General features: G+C 46.9%; 22 protein-coding genes and 1 pseudogene. 11 read left to right on the plus strand and 12 right to left on the minus strand.

Features of this window, described 5'->3' with window-relative positions:
* Positions 1-5: 5 nt before the first annotated feature.
* Complete coding sequence (locus tag EZE20_RS17090; RefSeq protein WP_132119882.1) at positions 6-1,115, plus strand: glycosyltransferase family 4 protein; 1,110 nt, start codon at positions 6-8, stop codon at positions 1,113-1,115.
* The gene (locus EZE20_RS17095; protein WP_132119884.1) at positions 1,112-2,353 is read left to right on the plus strand and encodes an O-antigen ligase family protein; all 1,242 of its coding nucleotides are present in this window, start codon (positions 1,112-1,114) and stop codon (positions 2,351-2,353) included. The genes EZE20_RS17090 and EZE20_RS17095 overlap by 4 nt, the downstream gene beginning before the upstream one ends.
* Before the next feature lie 450 nt (positions 2,354-2,803).
* Here EZE20_RS17095 and EZE20_RS17100 read toward each other — a convergent pair whose 3' ends face one another.
* Positions 2,804-4,549, minus strand: coding sequence for a pseudouridine synthase (locus EZE20_RS17100; protein WP_228713837.1), 1,746 nt, complete (start codon positions 4,547-4,549; stop codon positions 2,804-2,806).
* A 311-nt stretch (positions 4,550-4,860) separates the two neighbouring features.
* Here EZE20_RS17100 and EZE20_RS17105 point away from each other — a divergent pair, with 311 nt between their 5' ends.
* The 4 genes and pseudogenes from EZE20_RS17105 to EZE20_RS17120 all read left to right on the plus strand — a co-directional run bounded on the left by EZE20_RS17105 (position 4,861) and on the right by EZE20_RS17120 (position 9,384).
* Positions 4,861-6,837, plus strand: a complete 1,977-nt coding sequence (locus tag EZE20_RS17105) for an acetoacetate--CoA ligase (protein ID WP_228713839.1) — start codon at positions 4,861-4,863, stop codon at positions 6,835-6,837.
* A 121-nt stretch (positions 6,838-6,958) separates the two neighbouring features.
* The gene (locus EZE20_RS17110) at positions 6,959-8,644 is read left to right on the plus strand and encodes a S41 family peptidase (RefSeq protein WP_132119887.1); all 1,686 of its coding nucleotides are present in this window, start codon (positions 6,959-6,961) and stop codon (positions 8,642-8,644) included.
* A gap of 175 nt (positions 8,645-8,819) precedes the next feature.
* Positions 8,820-9,053 (plus strand): DUF433 domain-containing protein, encoded by a 234-nt coding sequence (locus tag EZE20_RS17115; RefSeq protein WP_132119889.1) that lies wholly within the window; start codon positions 8,820-8,822, stop codon positions 9,051-9,053.
* Positions 9,050-9,384, plus strand: a pseudogene (locus tag EZE20_RS17120) (DUF5615 family PIN-like protein). The gene EZE20_RS17115 and the pseudogene EZE20_RS17120 overlap by 4 nt, the downstream one beginning before the upstream one ends.
* Positions 9,385-9,768: 384 nt before the next feature.
* Here EZE20_RS17120 and EZE20_RS17125 read toward each other — a convergent pair.
* Together EZE20_RS17125 and ffh are read right to left on the minus strand one after the other, a co-directional pair.
* Positions 9,769-10,236, minus strand: coding sequence for a hypothetical protein (locus EZE20_RS17125; protein WP_132119891.1), 468 nt, complete (start codon positions 10,234-10,236; stop codon positions 9,769-9,771).
* Positions 10,237-10,324: 88 nt separating this feature from the next.
* Complete coding sequence (ffh, locus tag EZE20_RS17130; RefSeq protein ID WP_132119892.1) at positions 10,325-11,647, minus strand: signal recognition particle protein; 1,323 nt, start codon at positions 11,645-11,647, stop codon at positions 10,325-10,327.
* A gap of 260 nt (positions 11,648-11,907) precedes the next feature.
* Between ffh and EZE20_RS17135 the strand changes: the two genes are divergently transcribed.
* Complete coding sequence (locus EZE20_RS17135) at positions 11,908-12,624, plus strand: head GIN domain-containing protein (RefSeq protein ID WP_132119893.1); 717 nt, start codon at positions 11,908-11,910, stop codon at positions 12,622-12,624.
* Between the two features lie 225 nt (positions 12,625-12,849).
* Here EZE20_RS17135 and EZE20_RS17140 read toward each other — a convergent pair whose 3' ends face one another.
* The 7 genes from EZE20_RS17140 to EZE20_RS17170 form a co-directional block, all read right to left on the minus strand.
* A complete protein-coding gene (locus EZE20_RS17140) occupies positions 12,850-13,290 on the minus strand; it encodes a viral A-type inclusion protein (protein WP_132119894.1) in 441 nt (146 codons plus the stop codon).
* 93 nt (positions 13,291-13,383) lie between these two features.
* Positions 13,384-14,295 (minus strand): hypothetical protein, encoded by a 912-nt coding sequence (locus tag EZE20_RS17145; protein ID WP_132119896.1) that lies wholly within the window; start codon positions 14,293-14,295, stop codon positions 13,384-13,386.
* Between the two features lie 3 nt (positions 14,296-14,298).
* A complete protein-coding gene (locus tag EZE20_RS17150; protein ID WP_228713841.1) occupies positions 14,299-15,381 on the minus strand; it encodes a cytochrome-c peroxidase in 1,083 nt (360 codons plus the stop codon).
* On the minus strand, positions 15,365-16,171 hold the full coding sequence (locus tag EZE20_RS17155) for an MbnP family protein (RefSeq protein ID WP_132119899.1): 807 nt from the start codon (positions 16,169-16,171) through the stop codon (positions 15,365-15,367). The genes EZE20_RS17150 and EZE20_RS17155 overlap by 17 nt, the downstream gene beginning before the upstream one ends.
* 50 nt (positions 16,172-16,221) lie before the next feature.
* A complete protein-coding gene (locus tag EZE20_RS17160; RefSeq protein ID WP_132119901.1) occupies positions 16,222-17,334 on the minus strand; it encodes a cytochrome-c peroxidase in 1,113 nt (370 codons plus the stop codon).
* 64 nt (positions 17,335-17,398) lie between these two features.
* Positions 17,399-17,800, minus strand: coding sequence for a hypothetical protein (locus EZE20_RS17165; RefSeq protein WP_132119903.1), 402 nt, complete (start codon positions 17,798-17,800; stop codon positions 17,399-17,401).
* 79 nt (positions 17,801-17,879) lie between these two features.
* Positions 17,880-18,308, minus strand: coding sequence for an ABA4-like family protein (locus EZE20_RS17170; protein WP_132119904.1), 429 nt, complete (start codon positions 18,306-18,308; stop codon positions 17,880-17,882).
* 75 nt (positions 18,309-18,383) lie between these two features.
* On the opposite strand from EZE20_RS17170, the gene EZE20_RS17175 reads away from it, so the two are divergent.
* Positions 18,384-19,877, plus strand: coding sequence for a cryptochrome/deoxyribodipyrimidine photo-lyase family protein (locus EZE20_RS17175; RefSeq protein WP_132119906.1), 1,494 nt, complete (start codon positions 18,384-18,386; stop codon positions 19,875-19,877).
* A gap of 51 nt (positions 19,878-19,928) precedes the next feature.
* Positions 19,929-21,473, plus strand: coding sequence for a cryptochrome/photolyase family protein (locus EZE20_RS17180; protein ID WP_132119908.1), 1,545 nt, complete (start codon positions 19,929-19,931; stop codon positions 21,471-21,473).
* Positions 21,474-21,476: 3 nt separating this feature from the next.
* Here the strand turns inward: EZE20_RS17180 and EZE20_RS17185 are convergent, their stop codons facing one another.
* Positions 21,477-21,830 carry a hypothetical protein gene (locus EZE20_RS17185; RefSeq protein ID WP_132119910.1) on the minus strand — a complete coding sequence of 118 codons (354 nt, stop codon included), beginning with the start codon at positions 21,828-21,830 and terminating at the stop codon, positions 21,477-21,479.
* 246 nt (positions 21,831-22,076) lie between these two features.
* Here EZE20_RS17185 and EZE20_RS17195 point away from each other — a divergent pair, with 246 nt between their 5' ends.
* Both EZE20_RS17195 and EZE20_RS17200 read left to right on the plus strand, forming a co-directional pair.
* The gene (locus EZE20_RS17195; RefSeq protein WP_132119912.1) at positions 22,077-22,757 is read left to right on the plus strand and encodes a MotA/TolQ/ExbB proton channel family protein; all 681 of its coding nucleotides are present in this window, start codon (positions 22,077-22,079) and stop codon (positions 22,755-22,757) included.
* Positions 22,758-22,847: 90 nt separating this feature from the next.
* Positions 22,848-23,240, plus strand: a complete 393-nt coding sequence (locus tag EZE20_RS17200) for an ExbD/TolR family protein (RefSeq protein ID WP_132119914.1) — start codon at positions 22,848-22,850, stop codon at positions 23,238-23,240.
* Positions 23,241-23,326: 86 nt separating this feature from the next.
* Here EZE20_RS17200 and EZE20_RS17205 read toward each other — a convergent pair whose 3' ends face one another.
* A complete protein-coding gene (locus EZE20_RS17205) occupies positions 23,327-24,775 on the minus strand; it encodes a Gfo/Idh/MocA family protein (RefSeq protein ID WP_132119916.1) in 1,449 nt (482 codons plus the stop codon).
* Between the last annotated feature and the right edge of the window lie 270 nt (positions 24,776-25,045).

The raw sequence follows: 25,045 nt of genomic DNA on the forward strand, positions 1-25,045 counted from the left end.
ATCTCATGAAAATACTTTTTTGTACCAATGTTTTTGAAATTATAGAAAACGGTCCGGTCAAATTTGCCCATTTGATTTTACAAATCAATGCGCTCTATCCTGCGCACGAATTACACATTCTGACCGAAGACATTCAAACACCTCGACCCAACGTTCACAAGGTAAAACTTCCAACTTTTTGGAAAAAATCTCCTGTCAGTCAATTTATTCGCATGTGGGCGTACCACCGGGAGGCGATGCGCATTCGTGCCCGGTTTCCGTTTGATGTGCTGGTCTATAATCATGCCCTCGTGGGACTTTGGAGTGCCTATCGGTTTGAACGTACCATCGGAATGATTAACGACGACAATAACGCAATAGCTGCTGTGAGGCAGGAAAAATCCTTATTTATTCGGATCAAACGTTGGTTGTTTCATCAGAGCGAAAAGCTCATGGCAAAGCGGGCACCCGCAATTATTGTAAATTCTGATTATTTAAAAACTACCCTGGAAAAGGCCTATCGCCTGCCTGCCCACAAAGTGCATCGACTATACAAAGCCGTTGAGCTTCCTTTGGTTGAAGGCCCTTCTCCAAAAAAGATTTCTCCTTCTGAACCAATTCAGATACTTTTCGTGAAAAACGATTATGTTCGAGGTGGACTTTTTACGCTCCTGGAAGCACTCTCACTGCTTCCTTTCCGTTTTACACTTACCCTGATAGGCCCTAATCAATCAGACAAAGAACGGATTATGAACCGAGTAGCGACAATTTCAAATGTAGAAGGCCATTTTTTAGGAAAAATACCACAAGCCGATGTTCAACGTCTTTTGGCAAACACACATCTATTTTGTGTTCCTTCGCAAAAAGAAGCATTAGGCGTGGCCAATCTGGAAGCTATGGCACAGGGAGTTCCGGTGGTTTCAACCTGGGTCGGGGGCATTCCGGAAGTACTCGATTACGGACGATGCGGATGGCTGGTGGAGCCAAACAATGCCGTTGCATTAGCGGCTGCAATTGAAGAATGCCTCACGCAGGAAACTATCCGAACTCAGAAAATCGTTCATGCCTATCAGCAAGTTCAGAATTTTAGCCCATACAGGATGTTCGACACCTTTTTAGAAATACTATCCCTTTGAGTTCTGCAACGCCGCCCGATTCCGTTATTCGGCATCCGCTGTTTTGGCTGCTGTCTTTCAATATGGCGCTGGTCATATTTGGCTATGCGCTTGGGGTGCTCACGGGCATGGCTAGTGTAACACCTATGCGGTATTTGAAATATTCTTTTCTCCTGATTTCAATCTTCTATTTGTTAAAAGAGAACAACACTCTGTTAAAACTACTATCCCATTATCTGCAACCGCTTGCGGCTTTGAGCCTGATTTTTATTGCCTTTGCTCTTCTATCGGCTAACCCCCTAAACTCCATCCTGGGGGTGTTAACATTTATCATTCCATTTTTGTACGTTGCTTTTTCTATGGGTGCGTTGCTATTGCGTTATTCGATTCGTGAAGTACTTCATGCTTTCCTGGACATTATCAATTGGATTTACTTTATTCCCATCATAAGTTTTTTTATAACTGGTGGTAGCCTGACAGATACAAACATATATTTTGTTTCTGCTGAAAACGAAGAATCTGCCTTTGTGTCTAATCACTATGGTTGGTCTGGAACTATATTTTTACTCACGAGCATGGATTTGCTTCGGAACGTTTCCTTACCCGTTTGGCGACGAATCCTGTTGATTGTTTTTAGTGCTATTGCTGCCTATCTCGCACTCATTTCAGGCAACCGTACTTCCTGGCTAAGTCTTGCTTTGGTTAGTCTTGTATTTCTTATCATGTACAAACAAGTTCCTCTCTATCAGAAATTAATACTTTCAGTATTGCCCATTACATTGGTATTTTATTTATTAAACGATCCTAAGTCAGCGCTGAATGCACGTTTTGAAAAAACCAAGTCACAGCAGGAAAAAGGAGAACCACGCGCCAACCTATCCACTTCGATGATAGATCATTTTAATGAAACACCCGATCTATGGCTGACAGGAATTGGAATGTTCAATAAGGAACGTATAAAAACTATTTCAGGTTGGTCAGGCTATCACAACTCTTACCTGGAAGTTCTCTTTGGATCAGGCATAATCGTCTTTTCATTCTTCCTGTATCTAATCGTCTTTCGACCGCTCTTTATTTATCTGCGATACTTTTCCAGTAAGTACCTCTTTTTTATTCCTCTCCTCATCATCCCTTACTTTGAAAGCAACCTTACTGGCGGGCAGTTCTTGTTCTTTCCATGGTTCGTTATGGCTCTTTTGATGAGCTATGCACAAACGTTTGCAAAAATCAAACTCCTTATGAATTCCCAATACCCCTGAAAACAAGATAGGGCACGGAGAAACTCCATGCCCTGTTCCGCACTATACACACACTATTATCTTATATTCTGATCTACCAAAAAATTGGCACGATTTTTAGTATTTTTTTGGGATTTCCAGCACAATTACCCAAGTTTCCAAAAAAACGACTTCTAGTTATAAAAAACTATTTGCAGGACTAGTACTTCTATCTAAATAAGCCATATATAGCTATATTCCACTATAACTTTTTAAAAATATTATGCTTTTGGGGTAACCTTACAGAAACAATCTACAACCAACAAACACCATGCCAAAATTTTCAATACATCATCAATTTCTCAAAAAATACCAATCCGGGAGACGTCAAGAACATGGAACTATCAACACTTTTTAGTCGTATGCAAAGCTCAGTTCTTTGTCTCTCAGAAAATTACAAGCAAGCACTAATCAGCAGTAGCTGTTGTTTGTTTACAGCATGAATTTCAGCTTCACCACTTCTTTTTCACTCAAAAATCTCCATTTTCCACGGGGTAAATCCTTCTTGTTCAGGCCGGCGAAGACCGTCCGATCCAGCTTCTTGACTTCATAGCCAAAGTTTTCGAACATCCGGCGTACAATCCGGTTTCGGCCACTGTGGATTTCCAGGCCAACGACCATAGCGTCAGGTGTTACAATCCCAATTTCATCGGGTTTGATAAAGCCGTCTTCCAGTTCAAAACCAGCTTTCATGGCTTCAAAATCTTCGGTTGTGATGGGTCGGTCGAGTTCTGCCTGATAAATCTTCTTGACATTTCCGGATGGATGCGTTAGTTTCTCGGCCAATTCACCGTCGTTTGTCAATAGCAGGAGTCCGGTCGTATTTCGGTCGAGGCGGCCCACAGGATAGATCCGCTCCTGACAGGCGCCGTCGATCAAATCAAGTACGGTTTTGCGCTCCTCCGGATCTTCCGTAGTAGTGATATAGTCTTTCGGTTTATTGATCAATAAATAAACCATCCGTTCCGGATTCAAGACTTTTTTTCCGTATTTTATTGTATCCGAACGCTTTACCTTGTAGCCCATTTCATTCACAACCTTACCATTTACGGTAATCTGCCCGGACTCAATGAGTTCGTCGGCTTCGCGGCGCGAGCAAATCCCGGCGTTGGCAATGTAGCGGTTAAGCCGCATGACATCATCGTCGGTGTTTTTTTTATGCTTCTTTTTCTTATCCTGATACTCACTAAAATCGTAGCGGGGAGGCTGTGTAAACTTTCCTACCCGACGGCTTTCTCCTTCGCCCGTTCCTTCCTCACGCTTTCTATCGCTAGGTTTTACCGAAGTACCTTTGTCAAAGCTACGGGCCGGGCGCTCGCTGCCGGATTCTTCCCGACGTGGACGAAATTCTCCACGGGGCTTGTCGAACTCACGACGCGGACCGCGCTCGTCTTTGTCAAAGCTACGGGCCGGGCGGTCGCTGCCGGAATCTTCCCGACGCGAACGAAATTCTCCACGGGGCTTGTCGAACTCACGACGCGGACCGCGATCGTCTTTGTCAAAGCTACGGGCCGGGCGGTCGCTGCCGGAATCTTCCCGACGCGGACGAAATTCTCCACGAGGCTTGTCGAACTCACGACGCGGACCGCGCTCGTCTTTGTCAAAGCTACGGGCCGGGCGGTCGCTACTGGAATCTTCCCGATGCGGACGAAATTCTCCACGGGGCTTGTCGAACTCACGACGCGGACCGCGCTCGTCTTTGCCAAAGCTACGGGCCGGGCGGTCGCTGCCGGAATCTTCCCGACGCGGACGAAATTCTCCACGAGGCTTGTCGAACTCACGACGGGGTCCACGCTCGTCTTTTTCAAAACGACGAAACGGGCGTTCCTTACCGGGTTCTTCCAGACGCGGACGAAACTCGCCACGGGCTTTGTCAAAATCAGGACGGGGTCCACGGTCTTCTTTTTCAAAACGACGCGTGGGTCGTTCGACGTCCGTTCTTAGTTTATCTAGCGCCGACTTTTTGATGCTGGGTTTATTAAAAAGCTTTTCAGCCGGCGTACGCCTGGGCCTCATGGTACGTTCCCGATCCGGAGCGCCGGAGTATTTACGGGGCGAATCGCCAAAAGAATTAGTTGAGTCTGAGCGGTCTTTGCCAGACGTTGGTTTTTCTTTTCGGTCATGAAAAGAAGGGCGCGCACCACGGGCGCCTTTGGGAGAATCATTTTGTTTTTTCATAGGAATGCAGTATCGCTACTGGATTGTAAGTTCCTCTTGCCAAATTTTTGGTATGTACTTCCTGATTTTTAAAAAATGAGTAGAATAAAGGCCAATGAAGGAAAGAATGGGTCTGACTATCAGAAAATTATGAACTCTTTTTTAAATGGAGCACAAAGGTACGGTATTTTTTTAAATGAATAATTTTCTACATTTTTTTATCCTAAATTCTCATAAACCACGTTAGTACTTACTGAAATTATAGCCGGAATTCTTTGGCAAAAGAACTGTTTGTAAATAGAATTCAGGATCATCTTTATCCCCTAAACCGTATGCCCGTATCGATGCCGTCTACTCCTCTCTGGAAACCGGGAAGAGCGCTCATGGAGCAGTCTGTTTTAAAAAAATATATGGATTGGCTTTTTGTAAAAAAAGGACTCTTTTTCCGAAGTTATCACGATCTGTGGGAATGGTCGGTGACTGATGTCGAAGATTTCTGGGAAAGTCTCTGGCATTTTTTTCAAATCAAATCGCACGACACCTACTTCACGGTCATGGAGCGTACCGAAGCCGACATGTTGCATACCCGTTGGTTTTCGCGGGCAACGCTCAACTACGCCGAGCATATTTTTCGACACAAAACCCGCGATCGACCCGCCCTCGTGTTTCAATCTGAACGTCATTCGTTACAGGAAATTTCCTGGGACACACTCGAAAAACAAGTGGCAGCCGTGTCTACATGGCTCCGGCGGCGGGGTGTTAAGCGGGGCGACCGGGTAGCGGCTGTGCTGCCCAACATTCCGCAGGCAGTAGTGGCGTTTCTGGCCACGCAGTCCGTTGGCGCAGTGTGGTCGTCGTGCTCACCGGACTTCGGCGAAGCCAGTATTCTGGATCGTTTTTTTCAAATTGAACCCAAAGTGCTGCTCATGGCCGACAGCTATCAGTACAATGGCCGAACTTTTGATAAGATTTCTGATTTTCAAAAACTTATCAAAAAACTCCCCTCCGTAGAATTATCAGTACTGGTCCCTTACCTCGACAAAGACGCGAGCCTCGATGGAACCGTCTCGTGGGAGGACATCCTGCATAGTCCAACCACAGCGCTTGACTTTGAACCCTTGCCCTTTGACCATCCGCTTTGGATTCTTTATTCCTCCGGCACGACGGGAGCGCCCAAGGCCATTACCCACAGCGTGGGTGGCTGCCTGCTCGAACATTTGAAGGCACTGACTTTCCATCAGAACGTCAAGCCCGGCGACCGCTATTTTTGGTATTCGACCACTGGATGGATGATGTGGAATTATTCTCTGGCATCTTTACTGACCGGCGCCACGCTCGTCCTGTACGACGGTGCACCGGCTTTCCCCACGTTACAGGTACTTTGGACTTTTGCCGAAAAAGCTCGTATCAATCACTTTGGTGGAGGTGCGGCCTATTTTATTGCCTGTCGAAAAGCCAACCTTTCTGTACCTACCGAGCGCCTGAAACACCTGCAAACCATTGGCTCCACAGGCTCCCCACTCACGGCCGAAGCCTACGAGTGGATTTATGAACACATCAGCCGCGATGTATGGCTGATTTCGCTCAGTGGGGGCACAGATGTATGCAGCGCTTTTGTGGGAGGCTGCCCGCTACTGCCAGTTTATGCGGGTGAGATTCAATGTCGGATGCTGGGCTGTAAGCTGGAAGCCTATTCCGAAGAAGGCACGCCGGTTAGTAATCAAGTGGGCGAAATGGTGATTTTACAGCCAATGCCTTCCATGCCAATATATTTCTGGAATGATCCCGACGATCAGCGCTACCGTAACAGTTACTTTGAAACCTATCCCGGTGTTTGGCGGCACGGCGACTGGATTAAGATTACGCCCCGTGGCTCGGTCATCATTTTTGGTCGTTCCGACGCCACCCTCAACCGCGGAGGCGTTCGGATTGGAACCGCCGAAATTTATAGCGCTTTGGAAAAAATTCCTGAAATAAAAGATAGCCTTGTGGTCTATTTGGAACAGGAAGACGGCAGTGGCGATATGCCCCTGTTTGTAGTCCTGGCGCAGCCCGGAAACCTGACCACAGAACTGAAAACCCAAATAAACGATACGCTTCGTTCCCAATTTAGTCCCCGGCACGTACCCGATCGTATTGAGGAAGTGCTGGATGTACCATACACAATCAGTGGAAAGAAGCTGGAAACTCCGATTAAAAAAATCCTGATGGGGCAGCTCCCCGAGCGGGTGGTGAGTCGCGATACCCTGCGAAATCCGGAGGCAATTGATATATTTGCAACTATGGCTGCAAAAAAATCTGTTTTATAAAAACAACATTTCAGACACAAAAAAGTGTCCGATTTTTGCGCAACGAATTGTTACTCCCTTACGTTAAACTAAGGAACTATTTTCAATAAAATACTAGCTGAACCTGACTGAGAAACGCTCGATGAAACAATCTGTTCCTGAAAATCCAATTCAAAACCCACGTGCAATTGTGCGTCTTCCGATTATTTTGAGCCTGACACTCGCCGCCGGCATGTTGCTGGGCGCAACATTTTTTAGTGGCGGGAAAAAACTTACGGATGCAGCCAAAGGCTACGCTAAGTTCAGAGAAGTGCTCATGCTGGTACAAAATAACTACGTCGATTCAGTGAATACGGACGAGCTCGTTGATTTTTCAATTCATAAAATGCTGGAAAAACTGGATCCGCACACAGCCTATTTTAATAGCGAAGAAGCTACGTCGGCCCGCTCACAACTGGAATCAGGTTTTGACGGAATTGGTATTGAGTTTAATATATATAACGACACTGTTTATGTAGTAACACCCCTCAGCGGTGGTCCTTCCGAAGCCGCAGGTATTCAGAGTGGAGATAAACTCCTGAAAGTGAATGATGAAATACTTTCGGGACCGGGCGTTACTAATGCTAAGGTTTACAAGCTGTTGCGTGGCAAGCGTGGCTCAGAAGTGAAACTTCACGTAGGCCGTCGGGGTATGAAAGGAGGCATTGATTTTGCGCTCATACGCGACCGCATTCCGACTTACTCTGTGGATGCGGCTTACATGGTCGACCAGGAAATTGGGTATATTAAAGTAAGCCGTTTTTCTGAAACTACCTACGACGAGTTCAAAACAGCACTGGGCTCTTTGAAAAACAGCGGACTGAAAAAATTGATTCTGGACTTGCGCGGAAATCCGGGTGGTTATATGGAAAAAGCCACAAGCATGGCCGATGAGCTGATCTCAGGCAATAAATTGCTGGTATATACCGACGGAAAAGATACCCGATTTGACCGCAAAACAAATGCAAAAATAGACGGAATGTTTGAAGAAGGTCCGGTCATTGTGCTGGTTGATGAAGGCAGTGCTTCTGCTTCCGAAATTGTGGCCGGTGCGCTGCAGGACCACGACCGGGCACTACTTGTGGGGCGGCGTACGTTTGGAAAAGGTCTGGTTCAAATGCCAATCAAATTGTCTGACGGCTCTGAGCTCCGCCTGACGATCTCCCGCTACTATACGCCGAGCGGGCGCAGCATTCAGAAACCCTACGAGCGGGGCAAAGGCGACACCTACAATAAAGATTTGTCGGACCGTTTCAATAGCGGGGAATATTTCAGCGCGGATAGCATTAAATTTGACTCCACCCTGCGCTACCAAACCGATGGAAAACGACTCGTGTACGGCGGTGGCGGCATTATGCCCGATGTATTCGTACCCCGCGATACGAGCATGAACAGCAAGTTTTTGTTTGAGCTATATGCCAAAAATATTATTCGGGAATATGCGCTTCGCTACGTAGATGAAAATAAAAAATCTCTGGACAAACTGACGTTCCAGGCATTTCTTGATAATTTCAAGGTAACTGACGCTATGGTAAAAGCGCTTGTACAGGATGCGTCAAAAGCAGGGATCAAACTGAATGAAAAAGAATTGAACCGATCAAAACCACTCATTCTGGCGCAAACCAAAGCACTCGTTGGCCGATATCAATGGGGAAGGATGCGCAAAGACGGCCTTAACAACGAGGTTTTTCAGGTACTAAATTCTATGGATAATGTGTTCCAGGAAGCACTGAAACAATTTGGAAAAGCTTCTGACCTTGAAAAAGGGATTTTTAGCAGCCTGAATTAACCCGAATAAACGTTCTGATTTTTAAGACTTTTAAACTAATAAACCCCGGTTGTTTCATGAACAGCCGGGGTTTGTTGGGTAAGTTTTTATGGATCGGTCTCGCCGCCTTTCAAAGATATTTCCTCAACTTCCCCAAAGATTTGAAAATGCGTATCTTTGGTTAAAGAGTAATCAGATGAAAGAAATTCAGGAACGAATCAGCATTAATCCCGAAGTTCGGTTTGGGAAACCATGCATCAAAGGTACCCGCATCACGGTACAGGATGTGCTCGGTTGGCTAGCTAGTGGAATGAGTACCGAAGAGATTGTGGAAGATTTCCCTTCACTCTCCCGAGAGGACATTTTGGCTGCACTCACATTTGCGGCATATCGGGAAGAAAGCACCAAAATACTGATATCGAGGATATGAAGTTGCTATTCGATGATAACATTTCGTATCGGATTGTAAAAAAACTTGCAGAGATATTCCCCGGCTGCCTGCATGTAAGCCGCACTAATTTACCTGTTCCTGCCTCAGATCGAGGTATTTGGGAATATGCCCGGCAAAACAGCTACCTGATTATTACATTTGATGAAGATTTTAAAGATTTCCTAACCTATATGGTCCTCCTCCCAAAGTCATAATTCTTCGTATCGGCAATGCTTCTACTCAATCGATTGCTCATACTATGCATAGTAGGAAACCTGAAATTGAAGCATTCTATACATCTGATATATACGGTCTTTTGGAGATTTTTTAATTCCCCAGATCTAATCACTTCTCAAAACTCCTAACCTTTCAGGTTCAAAATCATTGGAAAGAAACGTTTAGTACTCCAATTCCAACCTCAAAAGATGCCTGGTAAGCAGCCTTTTACGCTTGCTATTTTTTCGGAAGTTTTTTTTAAAGAATGTTTTTGCTTAACCAGGCTACCTGCACAGGATATTCTGAATAGGAATACCTCCTTCGAAAGTGTGACGGGCTGACAGCTAAAAAATTGTGAGATAATGATTCTCTCAAAAGGCTCCCATCAGAACTTAGAGGCTATATTTTTCAATAATCAGCTACAAACAGTGTGCATTGGTGTACCGCTGTGAATTCAATTACTTACATTCTCATAATTTACCAAAGTGGAAATAATTACTTACTCCTTCTTCCTCCCACGAAAAGCATAAACCAATCCCAGATGACTTTTCAGAACACCACTGGCAAAATCATCTTTTACGTAAGGATTCAGTTCAAAAGCCAGTTGAATACCCCGGTTTTGGGCAAAGGGCGAAATCCGAACGCCTGCGTTCAGCGAGTAGCCATCTACCGTTATCAGGGCTGCATCCGGATCGGCAATTCGATACAGCGGGTTGACACGCAGACCGCCGCCCGCATACACCTGCACTATCTCGCCCCGTTTGAGGTTAATCATCGGGAGCAGGTCTACACTGAGGCTGCTAAACAGCGAGTTGGTCTGAAAGCGGGTATCAAGCCAAACGGCATAACGCGGATTGGTGCTGACGCTCAGCAGGCCGCTCCACGGAAAATAACCTACCGATGCCTGCCCAAAAACACCTTGCGAAAACACCCAAAAGAGAAAGAAAAGTACGCTTGTTTTTTTCATAACCGGGAATAAAAACCTCCGAAGACCAGAAGGTCCCCGGAGGCAGATAGAAGGATAAGTTTAACAAAGAGAGTTTGAAAACGGTAGCTCAACGGCGCAGCGCTTTTTTCATCGCTGCCGGGGCCTGCATCGTATTCATTTTCTTCATCATGCGGCGCATTTCATCAAATTGTTTGATCAAATTGTTGACCTGCTGAATGGAAGTTCCGCTACCATTGGCAATTCGTTTTTTGCGGCTGCCGTCAATCAGCTCGGGGGTTTCACGTTCTGCTTTGGTCATCGACTGAATAATAGCTTCAATCGGTTTAAATGAGTCGTTATCAATGTCAAGATCTTTCATGGCACTGCCCATGCCCGGAATCATCCCGATGAGATCTTTCACATTTCCCATCTTTTTGATTTGCTGCAACTGCCCCAAAAAGTCGTCAAAATCGAATTTATTCTGACGCATTTTTGCGTTGATTCGCTTGGCTTCGTCTTCATCAAACGCCTGTTGCGCGCGTTCTACCAGCGAAACCACGTCGCCCATGCCCAAGATCCGGCTTGCCATCCGGTCGGGATAGAAGGCATCGAGCGCTTCCATTTTTTCGCCAGTACTAATAAACTTTATGGGTTTCTCAACTACCTGTCGAATCGACAGCGCTGCCCCACCGCGTGCGTCACCGTCGAGCTTGGTCAGTACAACTCCGTCAAAGTTGAGACGTTCGTTAAAGGTTTTAGCGGTATTTACGGCATCCTGCCCGGTCATCGAATCGACCACAAACAGAATCTCGGTTGGCTTTACGGCTGCTTTAATGTCGGCCACTTCCTGCATCATGACTTCATCCACGGCAAGGCGTCCGGCCGTATCCACAATCACGATTTTCTTGCCCATTTTTCGGGCATAAGCCATTGCATTCGTAGCAATATCTACCGCATTTTTATTATCGGGTTCAGCATATACTTCTACTCCGATCTGCTCACCGAGTACTTTCAGCTGCTCAATCGCCGCGGGACGATACACGTCACAAGCGGTAAGCAGTACACTCCGTCCTTGTTTTTTGAGCATACTGGCCAATTTCCCTGAGAAGGTAGTTTTACCGGAACCCTGCAAACCAGCGATCAAAACCACCGCCGGGTCGCCCTTGATGTTGATGCTTTCGGCTTTACCGCCCATGAGTTCGGTCAGCTCTTCCTGCACAATCTTGACAAACATTTGCCCCGGCTCCACCGAAATCAGAATCTTCCGATCAATGGCTTTATCCTTGATGCGGTCGGTGATGTCCTTGGCTACCTTGAAGTTCACGTCAGCATCCACAAGCGCCCGCCGCACTTCTTTGGTAGTAGCCGCCACGTTAATATCCGAGATACGGTCTTTCCCTTTTAGGGTACGAAAAGCAGTATTAAGTTTGTCCTGTAAGTTTTCAAACATGTGTATTCAGGGCCAATTGCCCGGTTTTCTGTTAATATTCAAGGTAAATAGGATGCTTGTACCTGTATACAAAGGCATCCTGACTGTAAGTCAACTCACAAAGTTACGAAGAAAAAGCGGAGTAGCGGAATGTGAACCCACGAACTAACGCATCTGTCGTTTTACCCGGACCTTTTTACCAAAAAATAAAACGCCCACGCAACTTACCGTCCAATTTTTACATCTTCCGGTTGTGTTATCAATCCTAAACAATTTTCCTCATGCTGAACTCTCGTCTTTTACTGGTTTTCTTACTGTGGGTTAATTTTTTATCTGCGGCCCATGCTCAGCTTAGCGGTTTGAAAGGCAATGGCCGAATTCAAAAAGAACGCCGCCCCATCAGCGGGGTGCGCGAGGTACGAATAGATAAAGGCATTGACTTGTATATCAAACAGGGAAGTCAGGAAGTACTCGTTCTGGAAGCTGACGAAAACATTCTCGAATTTATTACTACTGACCTGGACAACGGCGAACTTAGGATTTCTTTAAGCAGAAACTTTATCAGAACCCAAAACCTGAAAGTTCACCTGACTGTGCGTACTCTCCAACGTTTGCATGCGTCAGGAGGTGCGGACGTGTACTCTGAGGGTGTTTTGCGCGCCGAAAAAATGAGCTGCATTGCCGAAGGAGGCAGCGACATCAGGCTTGAACTTGATGTAAAAAATCTGACGGTTTCCAGTTCGGGCGGATCTGATGCTTACCTTAAAGGCCTGGCGCAGTCTGTCAAAGCTACGGCCTCGGGCGGCAGCGATATCAAAGCCGGACAGCTCCGCGCCGACCTCGTCGTGGTGGAGGCTTCGGGTGGCTCGGATGCATACGTATATGCTGACATGGAACTGACGGCTCGTGCCTCCGGCGGGGCAAGTGTGTACTACTCGGGGAATCCAAAAAAGGTGCTCAGAAGTACGTCGGGTGGTGGAGATGTGACCAAACGGTAGATGCCTATTAGTATAGCATGAGATTTGTAGATACGTTTCCTATTAAAGGATTGTGAGCTCCGATAGGAGCGGCCCTTTTGTATGGCAATTGGTCCGCTCCTAACGGAGCTTAAAGGTAATTCACAAGCGAACTTTTCTACAAACGGTAAGCCTCTATGAGGCTGAATTCACGTTTCTTCTATGTGATTTTTACTCCCTGAATACTAGTTTACGAAGGCGATATTATTACTTTTCAACAAAAGCTTTTGCTTCGGCAATGCTTTTCAACATCTGCTCACTTACATTTTCTATTTTTTCTTTTTCCTTCGTGTAGGCCTCAATCGCCTGCGGGGTCGGGAGAGCTTTCAGAGAGTCGGCCCGATACTGATGCATCCACCCCATCATGCCTTCGTCGGCTTTTTTGAGTTGCAGGCTAAGTTCGAGCGCCTGCGTCCGGGTAGCCGTGAGTGCGGAATCAGCCGGAGTGAGCAGCAACAAACTATCCATTTCGGCTACTTTTTGACTGGTTTTTTTGTGCAGCCGCATGAGTTCACCCATCTTGGGCATTACCGCATCATGAATCATCATGACCTGCTTTTCCAGCGTTTCGACCTGCTGTTTTTCGGTATTGGTACATGCGCCCAAAAGTAGTATTGGCAGGAGTAAAATTGTATTTCGGTAAATCATAATTTTAGTTTTCAAAAAATGGCTCTGGAACAAAAGAGTACTATTTAACACATTGATTATTAGTATTTTATAAATAAATTAAAAAATCTTCACTCAGAACAGCCAGGCGATCTGTACCTGACCACGTCCTTTGCTTACAACATGCCCATTAGAAAGCTCCTGTACCATTGGTTTTTGCAGGCTGAGTCCGGCAGTCCAGCGGTTGGTAAACATAGAAACTCCGGCGGTTGCATTAACTAAATGTCCACCCGTTTCCTGAATCCTGATTTCGGCCTCGGTGCTCTGCCGGGCATGCTCTGCATACACACCTATGTGGGGCATAAGGGTGGCTGTTCCGAGCGTGAATGTTCGGAAAATATCCAGATTTCCTGCCAGTTGATTGCCAAATTTGTAGCCCAGGTCATTCGTAGAATTAACTTTCTGTGAGACCACCGCCGACAGCCCCCATTGCGCAAAAGTGAGGGTATAAAATGCATTCAGAATAAGATCCGTGCTGCCGGTGCCGGGTTGAAAATTGGCATTGGCTACCACAAGCGGATTAGACTCATCGTACCGAAACTTTCCGGTAGGGATTTTCACCCCACCGCCCAGCAAAAGGCTGTGGTTGAACCGACGGTTTTTCTCACTATCCATAAAAGTATTCAGTACATTGTAGTGCATCAGTACAGTAGCATCGCCCCATCCCTGCTGTTTTTTCAGGCCCGAAGTAGTTGACTGTTGATCGAAGCGATAGGGCAAAGACGCCAATACCTGAACCCGTTTGAGGGGAAAAAAACGCCCATAAAGTTCTGTACTTTGGAAGGTTTCCGACGTACGCAAATACTGACTTTCGGCATGCGTTACAAACGACTGATGCGTATAACGTACCCCAACCATCGCCCGATTGGACTGCGGCATGAGCCCATAGTAAGCCCCACCGTTGGCACAACCACAGACATCACAAGCGCGCAGCGGAGCCGCCATACAAACGCCCAGTAGAAGTAGTAAAATTCCTGTATTTTTCATTGTTCAGGGTGCCGCAAAGCGTGTATCTTGTAAAAATGATTGATCCGTAAGCGTATGTAAAAATGCAATGAGCTGGCGCTTTTCTTCGGATGAAAGTGGAATACCTGGTCGGTCATTTTTTTGTAGAAGCCTATCCAGATTTTCGGTTTTTTGTACGCCCCTTTCGTAATGATCCAGGACGGCTTCAAGGGTATAAAAGCGGCCATCGTGCATGTAGGGTGCGGTAACGGCCACGTTGCGCAAGCCAGGCACCCGAAACCGATACCGATCCGTTTGCTGTTCCGTGATGCGGTAGCGTCCCAAATCCTTAACACCTTGAATCGGCAGACCGTTGTTTCGATAAGAACCATCCGTAAAAAGGGCTCCTGCATGGCATGAAGCACATTTTTGCTCAAAAATCGTCAGTCCGGCACGTTCGTCTGTGGTAAAAACTTCTCCTTCCTGCCGCACAAATTTATCATAGCGCGAGTCAGCCGAAACGAGCGTCAGCATAAACTGCGACAATGCTTTCAGAAAACGCTCGGTGGTGATTTCTTCCGAACCAAATGCCTTCTTGAACTTGCCCGGATAGCTTTTACTTTTCCGAAGTTTTTCGAGAACATTCCCCGTTTTTTCATCCATCTCCACGGGATTTTCAATGGGTGCAATTGATACAAAATCCAGGTCGCCCACGCCGCCATCCCAAAAGAACTCCGATTCCCAGGCCATGTTCTGAACCGGCATGGAATTGCGGGTTCCTTTGCGGTCGTCGATGCCGTGGCTGACATCGTGGCCGTGGTGCGTAAATCCCGACGACTGACTGTGACACTCGCCGCACGAAATGGTCCTATCGCGGGAAAGAATGGGATCATAAAACAACGCTCTACCTAACTCAAAGCCCTCCTGAGTAATCGGGTTTTTACTTAGGTCGTAGGTCGGTGCCGGAAAATTGGCTGGCACCTCAAACAACGGCTCCGCAGGAGGTGGTCCGTCAGAAGGGCTACATCCGCTCAATAGCCCGACGACCAACCCGAACATCATTAGCGAATTGGCCGGGAACGGGCCGAAGCCCATTCCCGATGCCAAACGATTAATCGTTATGTACATGATCTACCAAAAACATGTTTTTGTAATTGTCCGCAATCGGACCCGCTGCCGCAGGGTTATGTACGCTGTACGTTTCGGCAAGTTTGATGGTATTTGGACCATTGAATACTTTCAGAAAATCGGCCACCACATGCACCGTAGGAGTCAGCGATTTGCGAACAGTCGCTTTTTGCATTGGTAATGTCACGGTCCGGATATTGTTTGGAGCCACGGCAGCACGTCCACCGTAGCCGCCTACGTGCAGTTCAAAGGCCCTTTTGCCCGCAGAATTCAGCGGAATGACGGGTGAAGTTCCTTCCATTTTTACAAAAATATATCCCGAATTCCATGACCAGTACATGCCATCTTCCCCATAAGAAGCCGGGTCGAGCACACCCGTGCGGGCGCTGATATCGGAAGCACTTCGGGCACTATCCACGCCAATGGTAAAAGTAAGTTCAGTATAATCGGCCACGGGAACATCCTTTAATTCAGCCTCCCAGGTTGCGGGATCGGCCTGACGAATCAGAAAATATTGCTCAGGAAAGCGCACCAGGGTGCCTTCCGCATTTTTCAGCGCTACATTGCTGATGAAGTAATTGAAGCGAGTGACCGTAAAATCTTCTCCGGAAGCATTTCGGTAGGTAGTTTCGCCAAGCGCCATTTTTTGACCACCTACCCGATTGTCGAATTCCAGAATCACCGAGTTTTTATCATTCGGGTTAAGCGGCTCTACATTTGATTCCTGACAGGCAATCAATAAAGCAGTTAAAAAAAACAGGGAAAGCAGACTATTTATAGTAGTATTCATTATTTAAGATCTTGAAAATTAATGTTTTAATAAAAAAAATAACTGGTGCATTACCGTACCGGAAATCCATCCGGCTCAGCAAAGCGTTTATCGGTCAGAAATGTGTGATCGGTCAGAGTTTTCAGAAATGCGATGAGCTTTGTTTTTTCATCCTCACTCATTGGGATTCCGGGCCGCCCACCGGCCATTTTGGGCCGCAGCAGCGGATCAAGTGTTAGACTTTCCTGCACGCCATCGCTGTAAAAGTCGAGCACTTCTCTGAGCGATTTAAAGCGTCCGTCGTGCGTGTAGGGCAACGTTACCTCCACGTTTCGAAGGCTCGGCACCCGAAACCTGAACCGATCCTGAGGCAGCCCGGTAACCCGAAAACGCCCCTCATCTACCACAACCTCCACCCGGGGCACGCCGTTCTCATAAACAACTTTGGTTCGTTCAAAGGGCGCAAGGCCATTATTTCTAAAACTCTGATCGGTAAAGAGAACACCGGAATGACAGTTTGCACACCCTTTGGCTTCAAAGAGAAGCATTCCCTGCTGTTCCATTTCCGTGAAAGCAACGCCCTTTTCTCTTCGTAGCACCTGATCATATTTAGAATCAGCCGACACCATCGACATCATGAATTGCGTGAGCGCGTTGAGCATTTTTTTCGAACTGATTTCCTCTGTTCCGTATGCATCTTTGAACAAAGCCGGATAGGTTGTGCCGGAGCGAAGTTTTTGCACCACATTCTCCATGCTGTCATCCATTTCGTCCGGGTGTTCAATCGGAAAAATCGGTTGTTGTTCCAGATTTTCGATAGAACCGTCCCATTGAAAAGACCTCAACCAGGCCAGGTTTTGCAACGGAAGGGCATTCCGAAGCCCCGTCCGGCCGTTGATGCCGTGGCTCAAATCGTGCAGATGATGCGTAAAACCATAGTATTGCCGATGACATTCGCCACAGGCAATGCTGCTATCCCGAGACAAAATGCCGTCGTAAAACAGCGTCTTGCCCAGGGTAAATCCGGCTTGTGTGAGCGAATTGGATTCCAGCAAAAAGACAGGTTCTGGAAAATTAGCCGGACGCTCGAAGAGCGGTTTTGGTTCAATTTCCACCTCCGGTGCCTGCGGTGATTGGCAGGCAGCCATTCCTAGTGCCAAAAACCCTGCAAACAGTTTTTTCATAGCCCAAAGGATACAAATCCTGTTCAGAATTTAGACAGAGAAAATCAGAAAAAAGAAAGCAGGCTCAGGCTGTTTGGGGAGGATGAAAAATTGGGGCAAGGGCAGGATTGCCAATGAAAGGATTTTTGTACCCAGAAAAAATCATCGGCAGAAGATTTCCAACGCTGGGTTTGGGAAGAAGGGCCGAAAACGTCGGGCGACAATCGGTGATATTTTCCAGCAACTTAAACATAAAATCACGCTGGGCTTTTTCTTCTTCCTGCTCCTGCACAGCCGCCAAACGGGCCGCAAGGTAACATTTGCCGTCACAGTTTAGCTCAGGACGGTTTTTATTCACACAAAAATTGGCAACGATAAAATCCTTGCGAAGCTCGTAGTCGAGGTACAATAGCGGCATAACCCATGCTTTAACGAGCATGAGCAACAAAAAGCCAATGGCCACGCCTTGTCTTGTCAGCTGCTTCACAATTTTATTAACGAATACTGAAATTGGTTTGGTATTTATGGATGCAAAGGTAGATACAAAATGAATTAAGACTTAGGATTTAGCTCAGTTTTTGAGCTTTAATGGTTCGGATGATCCAGTAGAGCAAAATCCCGACGGGGCCTAGCATAAAGCAAAACAGCATGGGCACTACCACCCATCCATGCGGAATATTCCGCTCGTGAGCATCACGCAGCACAACGCTCCCTGCAATCAAATCGAAGGCCAGGTAGTGAATCCAACCGGCCAACATGACGGCATCGCCCCCGGCCTGAAACATGCCATTGATGCCTTGAAGCGTGCTAAATGCCATAAAATCAACGGGCCCGCCCGAAAACAAATACCAGGCATACACACACGCCAGAAGAACGGGAATCAGGAAAGATTTGATCAGAAACTGCGTAACAAACCAACGGGGCGCAACGGCCATAAGCAGCCACTGCGGCATGACAAGCGCACTTACTACTTGAAAAACCTGATCGGGAGTCATAGGATTGGAAGATTGGGTATGCCGACTTAAACAAAAAAACGGAAGGCAGCGTTTTAATTTCACCTAAATACTTTTATGCATCCGCTCCATGTTGTCTGGTTTAAGCACGATCTCCGCCTGCGCGATCACGCGCCGCTCAAAGAAGCTCTTCAACACGGGCAGGCGGTGCTGCTGCTCTATATTTGGGAACCAACTCTACTGGCGGACCCGCACTACTCTACCCGGCATTGGGCGTTTGTGCGTCAGTCGCTCGACTGCCTGAATGAACAGCTACAATCCTTCGGAACTTCTGTATGTGAAGTCGTTGGTGAAGTTCAGGAGGTTTTTGAAAAACTCCACGCAGCTGCACCCGTTCAGATTCTGTACTCGTATGAAGAATCCGGTTTACGAATCACCTGGCAGCGGGATAAAGCAGTAAAGCAATTTTGTCAGGAAAATCAGATTCCTTGGCGGGATTTTCAGCACAATGGCGTGCAGCGTGGACTTTCCAGCCGTAAAACGTGGGTCAAAGATTGGCATTCCTACATGGAATCTCCGCAAGACCAACCCTATCTTTCACGGCTTTCAACGGTTTCCGTTTCCATAGAACTGCCTTTTGAATCCGTTCCTGAACTCCTGAAAAACTTGCCTGCTGACAGAAAAACCACGGCTTTTCAACCGGGAGGCGAGCGGGCTGCGCACCGCTACATGGAAAGCTTTTTTGACCAACGGTCCGCACAATACAGCAAATCCATTTCAAAACCCGAGGCAAGCCGACGGGGGTGCAGTCGGCTTTCGCCTTACCTGGCCTGGGGCAACGTGTCGGTTCGAATGGTGTATCAGCGCTTTCGGGTGGCGATGCAGGCAGGAATTATCTCCAAACGAAACCTCAACTCCTTTGCTTCCAGGCTGGTTTGGCATTGTCATTTTATTCAAAAATTCGAAAGTGAATCCCGCATAGAATTTGAAAATCTGAATCGCGGATATGATGTCCAAAAAAAAGAATTTCGGGCAGATTTATTTCAGGCATGGGCCCAGGGTTATACGGGTTTTCCGCTTGTAGATGCCTGTATGCGGTGCCTGCACCATACGGGCTACATCAATTTCCGAATGCGGGCCATGGTCGTTTCTTTCCTGACACATTTGCTTTGGCAGCCGTGGAAAGAAGGCGCCGTGTATTTGGCAAGTTTGTTTCTGGATTTTGAACCCGGCATTCACTACGCACAGTTTCAAATGCAAACCGGCGTGACGGGCATCAATACCGTACGCATTTATAACCCCGTGAAGCAATCCTACGAGCAGGATGCCGAAGGTATATTTATAAAAAAGTGGGTACCCGAGCTCGCCAACTGTCCGCTGCCGTTCCTGCACGAACCCTGGAAAATGACCGCTATGGAACAGGCCATGTACGGCCTGCATCTGGACGAAGTGTATCCAAAACCCATCGTTGAACTTGAAAATGCGCATAGACTGGCTCGAACCCGCATTTGGGCGATGCGGCAGGAACCGCTCGTGAAGCAGGAAGGAGCTCGAATTTTGAAAAAACACGTGGTGCCTTCCCGCAAAATAATACGCATCAATGCCAACTAAACCGGGGCGTATCGGTTAGATTCTCAGTTCATTCATCAGTCTTTTTTCTCAATGCCTACGCTACGCCTGCTTCTTGGAGATCAGTTAAATTCTGAACATTCCTGGTTCAAAAAACCCGATTCTGACACCACCTATCTTATGATGGAAATGCGGCAGGAGACGGATTATGCCGTGCACCACATTCAAAAAATCGTAGCATTTTTTGCGGCTATGCGGGTGTTTTCGGAGTACTTGCAGCAAAATGGGCATCAGGTAATTTACTATACACTCGACGATCCGGGCAATCAGCAGGAGCTGGCAGAAAATATTTCGGAGATTATTCATACCGGAGATTTTACACATTTTGACTATCAACTCCCCGACGAGTGGCGCCTTGACGGTCAGCTAAAAACGCTTTGTGCCGACTTGTACGAAGCCGGCATTACGTCCGAAGCCTGGGATACGGAGCATTTTTTGAGTTCGCGTTCTGACCTGAAAGCACATTTTAAAGGCCGGAAAACCTTTGTCATGGAGTCGTTTTACCGCATGATGCGTCAGAAATATTCCATTTTGATGAATGGAAAAGAGCCGCTGACGGGTCAGTGGAATTATGATGCATCCAACCGCCAGCCTTTTCCAGCCGGGCACCAAAGTCCTGAGCCGCTGTTGTTCATCACCGACGTGCGTCCACTTCTGAACCTGATCCGGCAGGCGAAAATCCAGACCGTGGGAAATCTCGCTGATCCCGAACATTTTGGCTGGCCCGTTAGCCGGGCAGATGGCTTGCGTTTACTAAATTATTTTGTAGAAAATCTGCTGGTACATTTTGGTGATTTTCAGGATGCCATGACGCCCCACGCCTGGGCATTATATCATTCTCGACTGTCGTTTGTACTCAATGTCAAATTAGTACATCCGCTGGAAGTGATCGAAACGGTGGTGGACTATTGGAAAAAGAATCAAGAGAGCGTCCATATTTCACAGGTCGAAGGCTTTGTGCGGCAGATTCTGGGCTGGCGCGAATACATGCGCGGCATGTACTGGACGCACATGCCAAACTTTGCCACGATGAATTATTTTGAACACTCCCGCCCCCTTCCTGACTGGTTTTGGACGGGCAACACACGCATGAATTGCCTGCGGCACAGCATCGGCCAATCACTCGATTATGCGTATGCGCATCACATTCAGCGCCTGATGATTACCGGAAACTTCGCCCTTTTGGCCGGGATTAATCCGGATGATGTGGACGCCTGGTACCTGGGAATTTACATTGACGCCATTGAGTGGGTCGAGATTACCAACACCCGCGGCATGAGTCAGTTTGCGGACGGAGGGCTGATTGGCACAAAACCCTACGTATCGTCGGCTAATTATATTGACAAAATGAGTTCGTACTGCGACGGCTGTTTTTATGATAAAAAGAAAAAGATTGGAGAAAAAGCCTGTCCGTTCAATAGTTTGTACTGGCATTTTTACAATCGACACGAGGCCTTGCTGCAAAAAAATCCCCGCATTGGGATGGTTTATCCTACCTGGAAACGCATGAAAGAAGCAGACCGGGAAGGAATAATCAAGCAGGCAGAATTATATTTGGATCAAATCAACGATTTATAAAATTCACTTTTCTTTCAAAAACGCCCGCTTCAAAAAGCCACCCATAAAACTGCCGGCAAACGTGGGAATTGCAGCAAGATACATAGCAAATCGGGCTACATCAGGCTGATCGGTTGGAAGTAATTCTCCTGCATGAATAAGGAAGTATCCACCAATAATGGCCCCGAGTTGCACCAATGCCAACAGCCAGCCTTTTTGGGGTTGCAGCCATCCTAAGCCAGCACTGCACAAAATATTGATGAGAAAAGGAATATGGACACTCGTACTAAAAAAGCCCGAAGCCGCAATCACAAGTCCACTGATTACTGCCAATGGAAGCTGACGCATCAGCGAAGGAGTTAAAAATGGAGTCTTCATACGTATATTTGTTTTGTTTGTCTCAAAGGTAGTCGGCATAATTCTTACAAGTAGCGGTATTTTACTATTTTTGCGATGCTCGCAGGCAACATTACCTGACCTCATCGAAACCAACGTTCGCTTTCGTGTGGTATCTTTGGAGATAGAACAATAAGGCAATGTCTCAGCCGTTTATTTGAGAAATTACCGTACCAGGAAATCATTCATTCGTTTACGCTAATATAATTTTTCACCATTTATTCCAATATGATGCTTCTTCAGGCACTTACCGACTCCACCATGGCCGCACCCGTTGCTGATCAGGGCCTTTCTGTTTTTGATCTGTTAATGAAAGGAGGCTGGGTAATGCTCCCCCTTGGATTTCTGTTTCTGGTTACGCTCTTTATTATTGTAGAGCGCTTCATGGGCATCAACACCAACGGCAAAATCGAAGCCTCCTTCGTAGATAATATTAAGGATTTTATTCAGCAGGGAAATCTAAAATCTGCCGAATCACTGTGTCGCAATCAGCGAAATGCCATCGGACGTATCCTCGAACGCGCCACCGGGCGCATCGGCTATCCGATTAAAGATATTGAAAGTACCATTGAAAACGCCAGCCAAATCGAGCTGCAACGAATGGAAGGTAACCTGCCTTATTTGGGAGTTATTGCCGGTATCGCACCTATGCTTGGTTTCGTGGGAACAATTTCCGGGATTATCCGTATTTTTTACGAAATCTCTATTTCCAACGATTTCAATATCAGCACTATATCCGGCGGTATGTACGAAAAAATGATTACGTCGGGTACCGGACTTATCATTGGTCTGATTGCCTACGCAGGCTATCACTTGCTCAACATGAAAATTGACCGCTTTGCCCTGAAATTACAAATGGCGGCGTCTGATTTTCTGGATGTATTGCAGCGCCCGGTAGCGTCGAGATAAAAAGGACGATTATCGCCCAACATCCCGAATCCTGGTTTTATATAAACCCGCTATTTTAAAATTGCCTACCAAGCCAAGCTTTTATTTCCAATGAAAATACGCCGAAAAAGCAGATTTGCCCCGGAAGTTTTTACACACTCGCTGAACGACATCATGTTTTTCTTGCTGTTGTTCTTCCTTATTATCTCGACAATGGCCAACCCCAACGTCATCAAACTGATGTTGCCCAAAGCGTCGTCGTCGCAGCAGGTGTATAAAAAACAGATCACCCTTTCGGTAGACGAGCAAAAGAATTATTATATTGATAAAGACATGGTTCCGATGGAACAGCTTGAAAATCAACTTGCTTCTATTTTTGCCAATGTTGAAGAGCGCACCGTTGTGCTGCGGGTTGATAAAAATCTGGCCGTACAGGATCTTGTGGATGTCCTGGAAATTGGTGCCAAACTCGACATAAAAATGGTCATGGCTACGGCCCGCTGAGATCGTTTTAATTATATAGTTTTTATAAAGCAAAAGCCCGAAGCGACGTTCGCTTCGGGCTTTTGCTTTATCACCAAATTCAGCCATTACAGCTTCAAATCCCAGCCGTCCCGGTAGTCGCGTTTGACATACTGATTGGCCAGGTCATAGTTGGTAACCTTCATATTTTCAGCGTCCCAGAAGAGTTTCTTCCGTCCGTTATACCGATCCACTGAGCGCTTGGCCGTAGGATTATCACGCAGCATCCAGCTGCGAAGGGCAAGATTTCCAATAAGAATACTTTCCGTAAATGGTCCGGCATATTCAAAAGGCGAGCTCGTGACGCCCTTGCCGTAGCCTTCCATACATGCGTTTACCCATTGCAGGTAGTGGTCTTCATTAGGCACACGGGCAATGGTTTCAGGAATATTCAAAAGCTGATTGTCCTTCAAAGGCAGCAAACGCGGATTTGCACCGTAGCAATCGGCCATCAGTTTTCCTTTGGAACCAATAAACAGCACGCCACCATCGGAGTTTCCAAAGGCTTCGCCGGGGAGAAGTTCCTCGGGGAGTTCTGGCAAAATACCTCCATCATACCAGCTCACTTTTATGTTTCCTTTGCCGTCGTTGCGCGGATAATCCAAATGAATGGACGTAGAAAAAGGCGTCCAATCGGGATTGTGGTCTTTTTCGCGGAGCGTAAACGTCCAGGTGCCGGCTACGCTGCATTCGACCGAAACGGGATACAAAATGGGCAAAATTCGGTATACGGGGTCCATAATGTGGCAAGCCATGTCACCCAGGGCACCCGTGCCGTAGGGCCACCATCCGCGCCAGTTCCAGGGCAGGTAGGCTTTGTTGTAGCCAACCGCCGGAGCAGGTCCCAGCCACAGGTCAAAATCCAGCTCTTTCGGAATCGGGTCAACCGTATCGGTTGGTACGGCTTGTGGCCACACGGGGCGATTGGTCCAGCAAAGTACCTTATGTACTTCGCCAATAATTCCCGAATCATAAATTTCCTTCATGCGCCGCACGCCATTTCCGGAACCGCCCTGATTGCCCATTTGGGTAATTACCTTGTACTTTTTGGCGGCTTGTCCCAAAATCCGGGCTTCGTAAATATCGTGCGTCAGTGGTTTTTGGGTATATACGTGCTTGCCGAGTTGCATGGCGGCAAGCGTGGCAACAGCATGCGTATTGTCGGGAGTAGAAATGGAGCAGGCGTCAATATTTTTGTGCTCTTTTTTCAGCATTTCTCTAAAATCCTTGTAGTACGTTGCCTTCGGAAACGTCTCGCGGGAGGTTACTGCCTGCCGGTCGTCAACGTCGCACAGGGCCACAATATTGACGTTTGGACTTTTGGCAAAACTCGCCAGGTCGCTGCGGCCTTTTCCTCCTACGCCGATGCCGGCAATGTTGAGCTTGTCGCTTGGGGCAATAAAACCCTTGCCCAGCACGTGCCGGGGCACAATGAAAAAAGAGGAAGCTGCCAGTGAAGAAGTCTTGATAAAATCACGTCGGGAGGCATTTTCAGGAACTTTGGTAGAGTCATTCATTTGTCTTGAAGGTGTTTGGTTAGGAATAAGGAGAATTAGCAAAAATTCATAGTATACTACTTCCAATCTGTTGATGAAGACTATTCAAGAAGTTGACTGGTAGCAAATTAAAAAAGCGCAGAATCTTTCGATTCTACGCTTTTTTACATCAAGGATTCGGTATATAACCAACCGAACTTTACTTATTCAAAAAATTCTCCACAGAATAGAAATTCATAGATTTGGCTTGTTCCTGCTTCGCAACTCCCTCATTCCACTACTTAGTTTGGT

This window comes from Arundinibacter roseus, assembly GCF_004348825.1.
Classification (GTDB): domain Bacteria; phylum Bacteroidota; class Bacteroidia; order Cytophagales; family Spirosomataceae; genus Arundinibacter; species Arundinibacter roseus.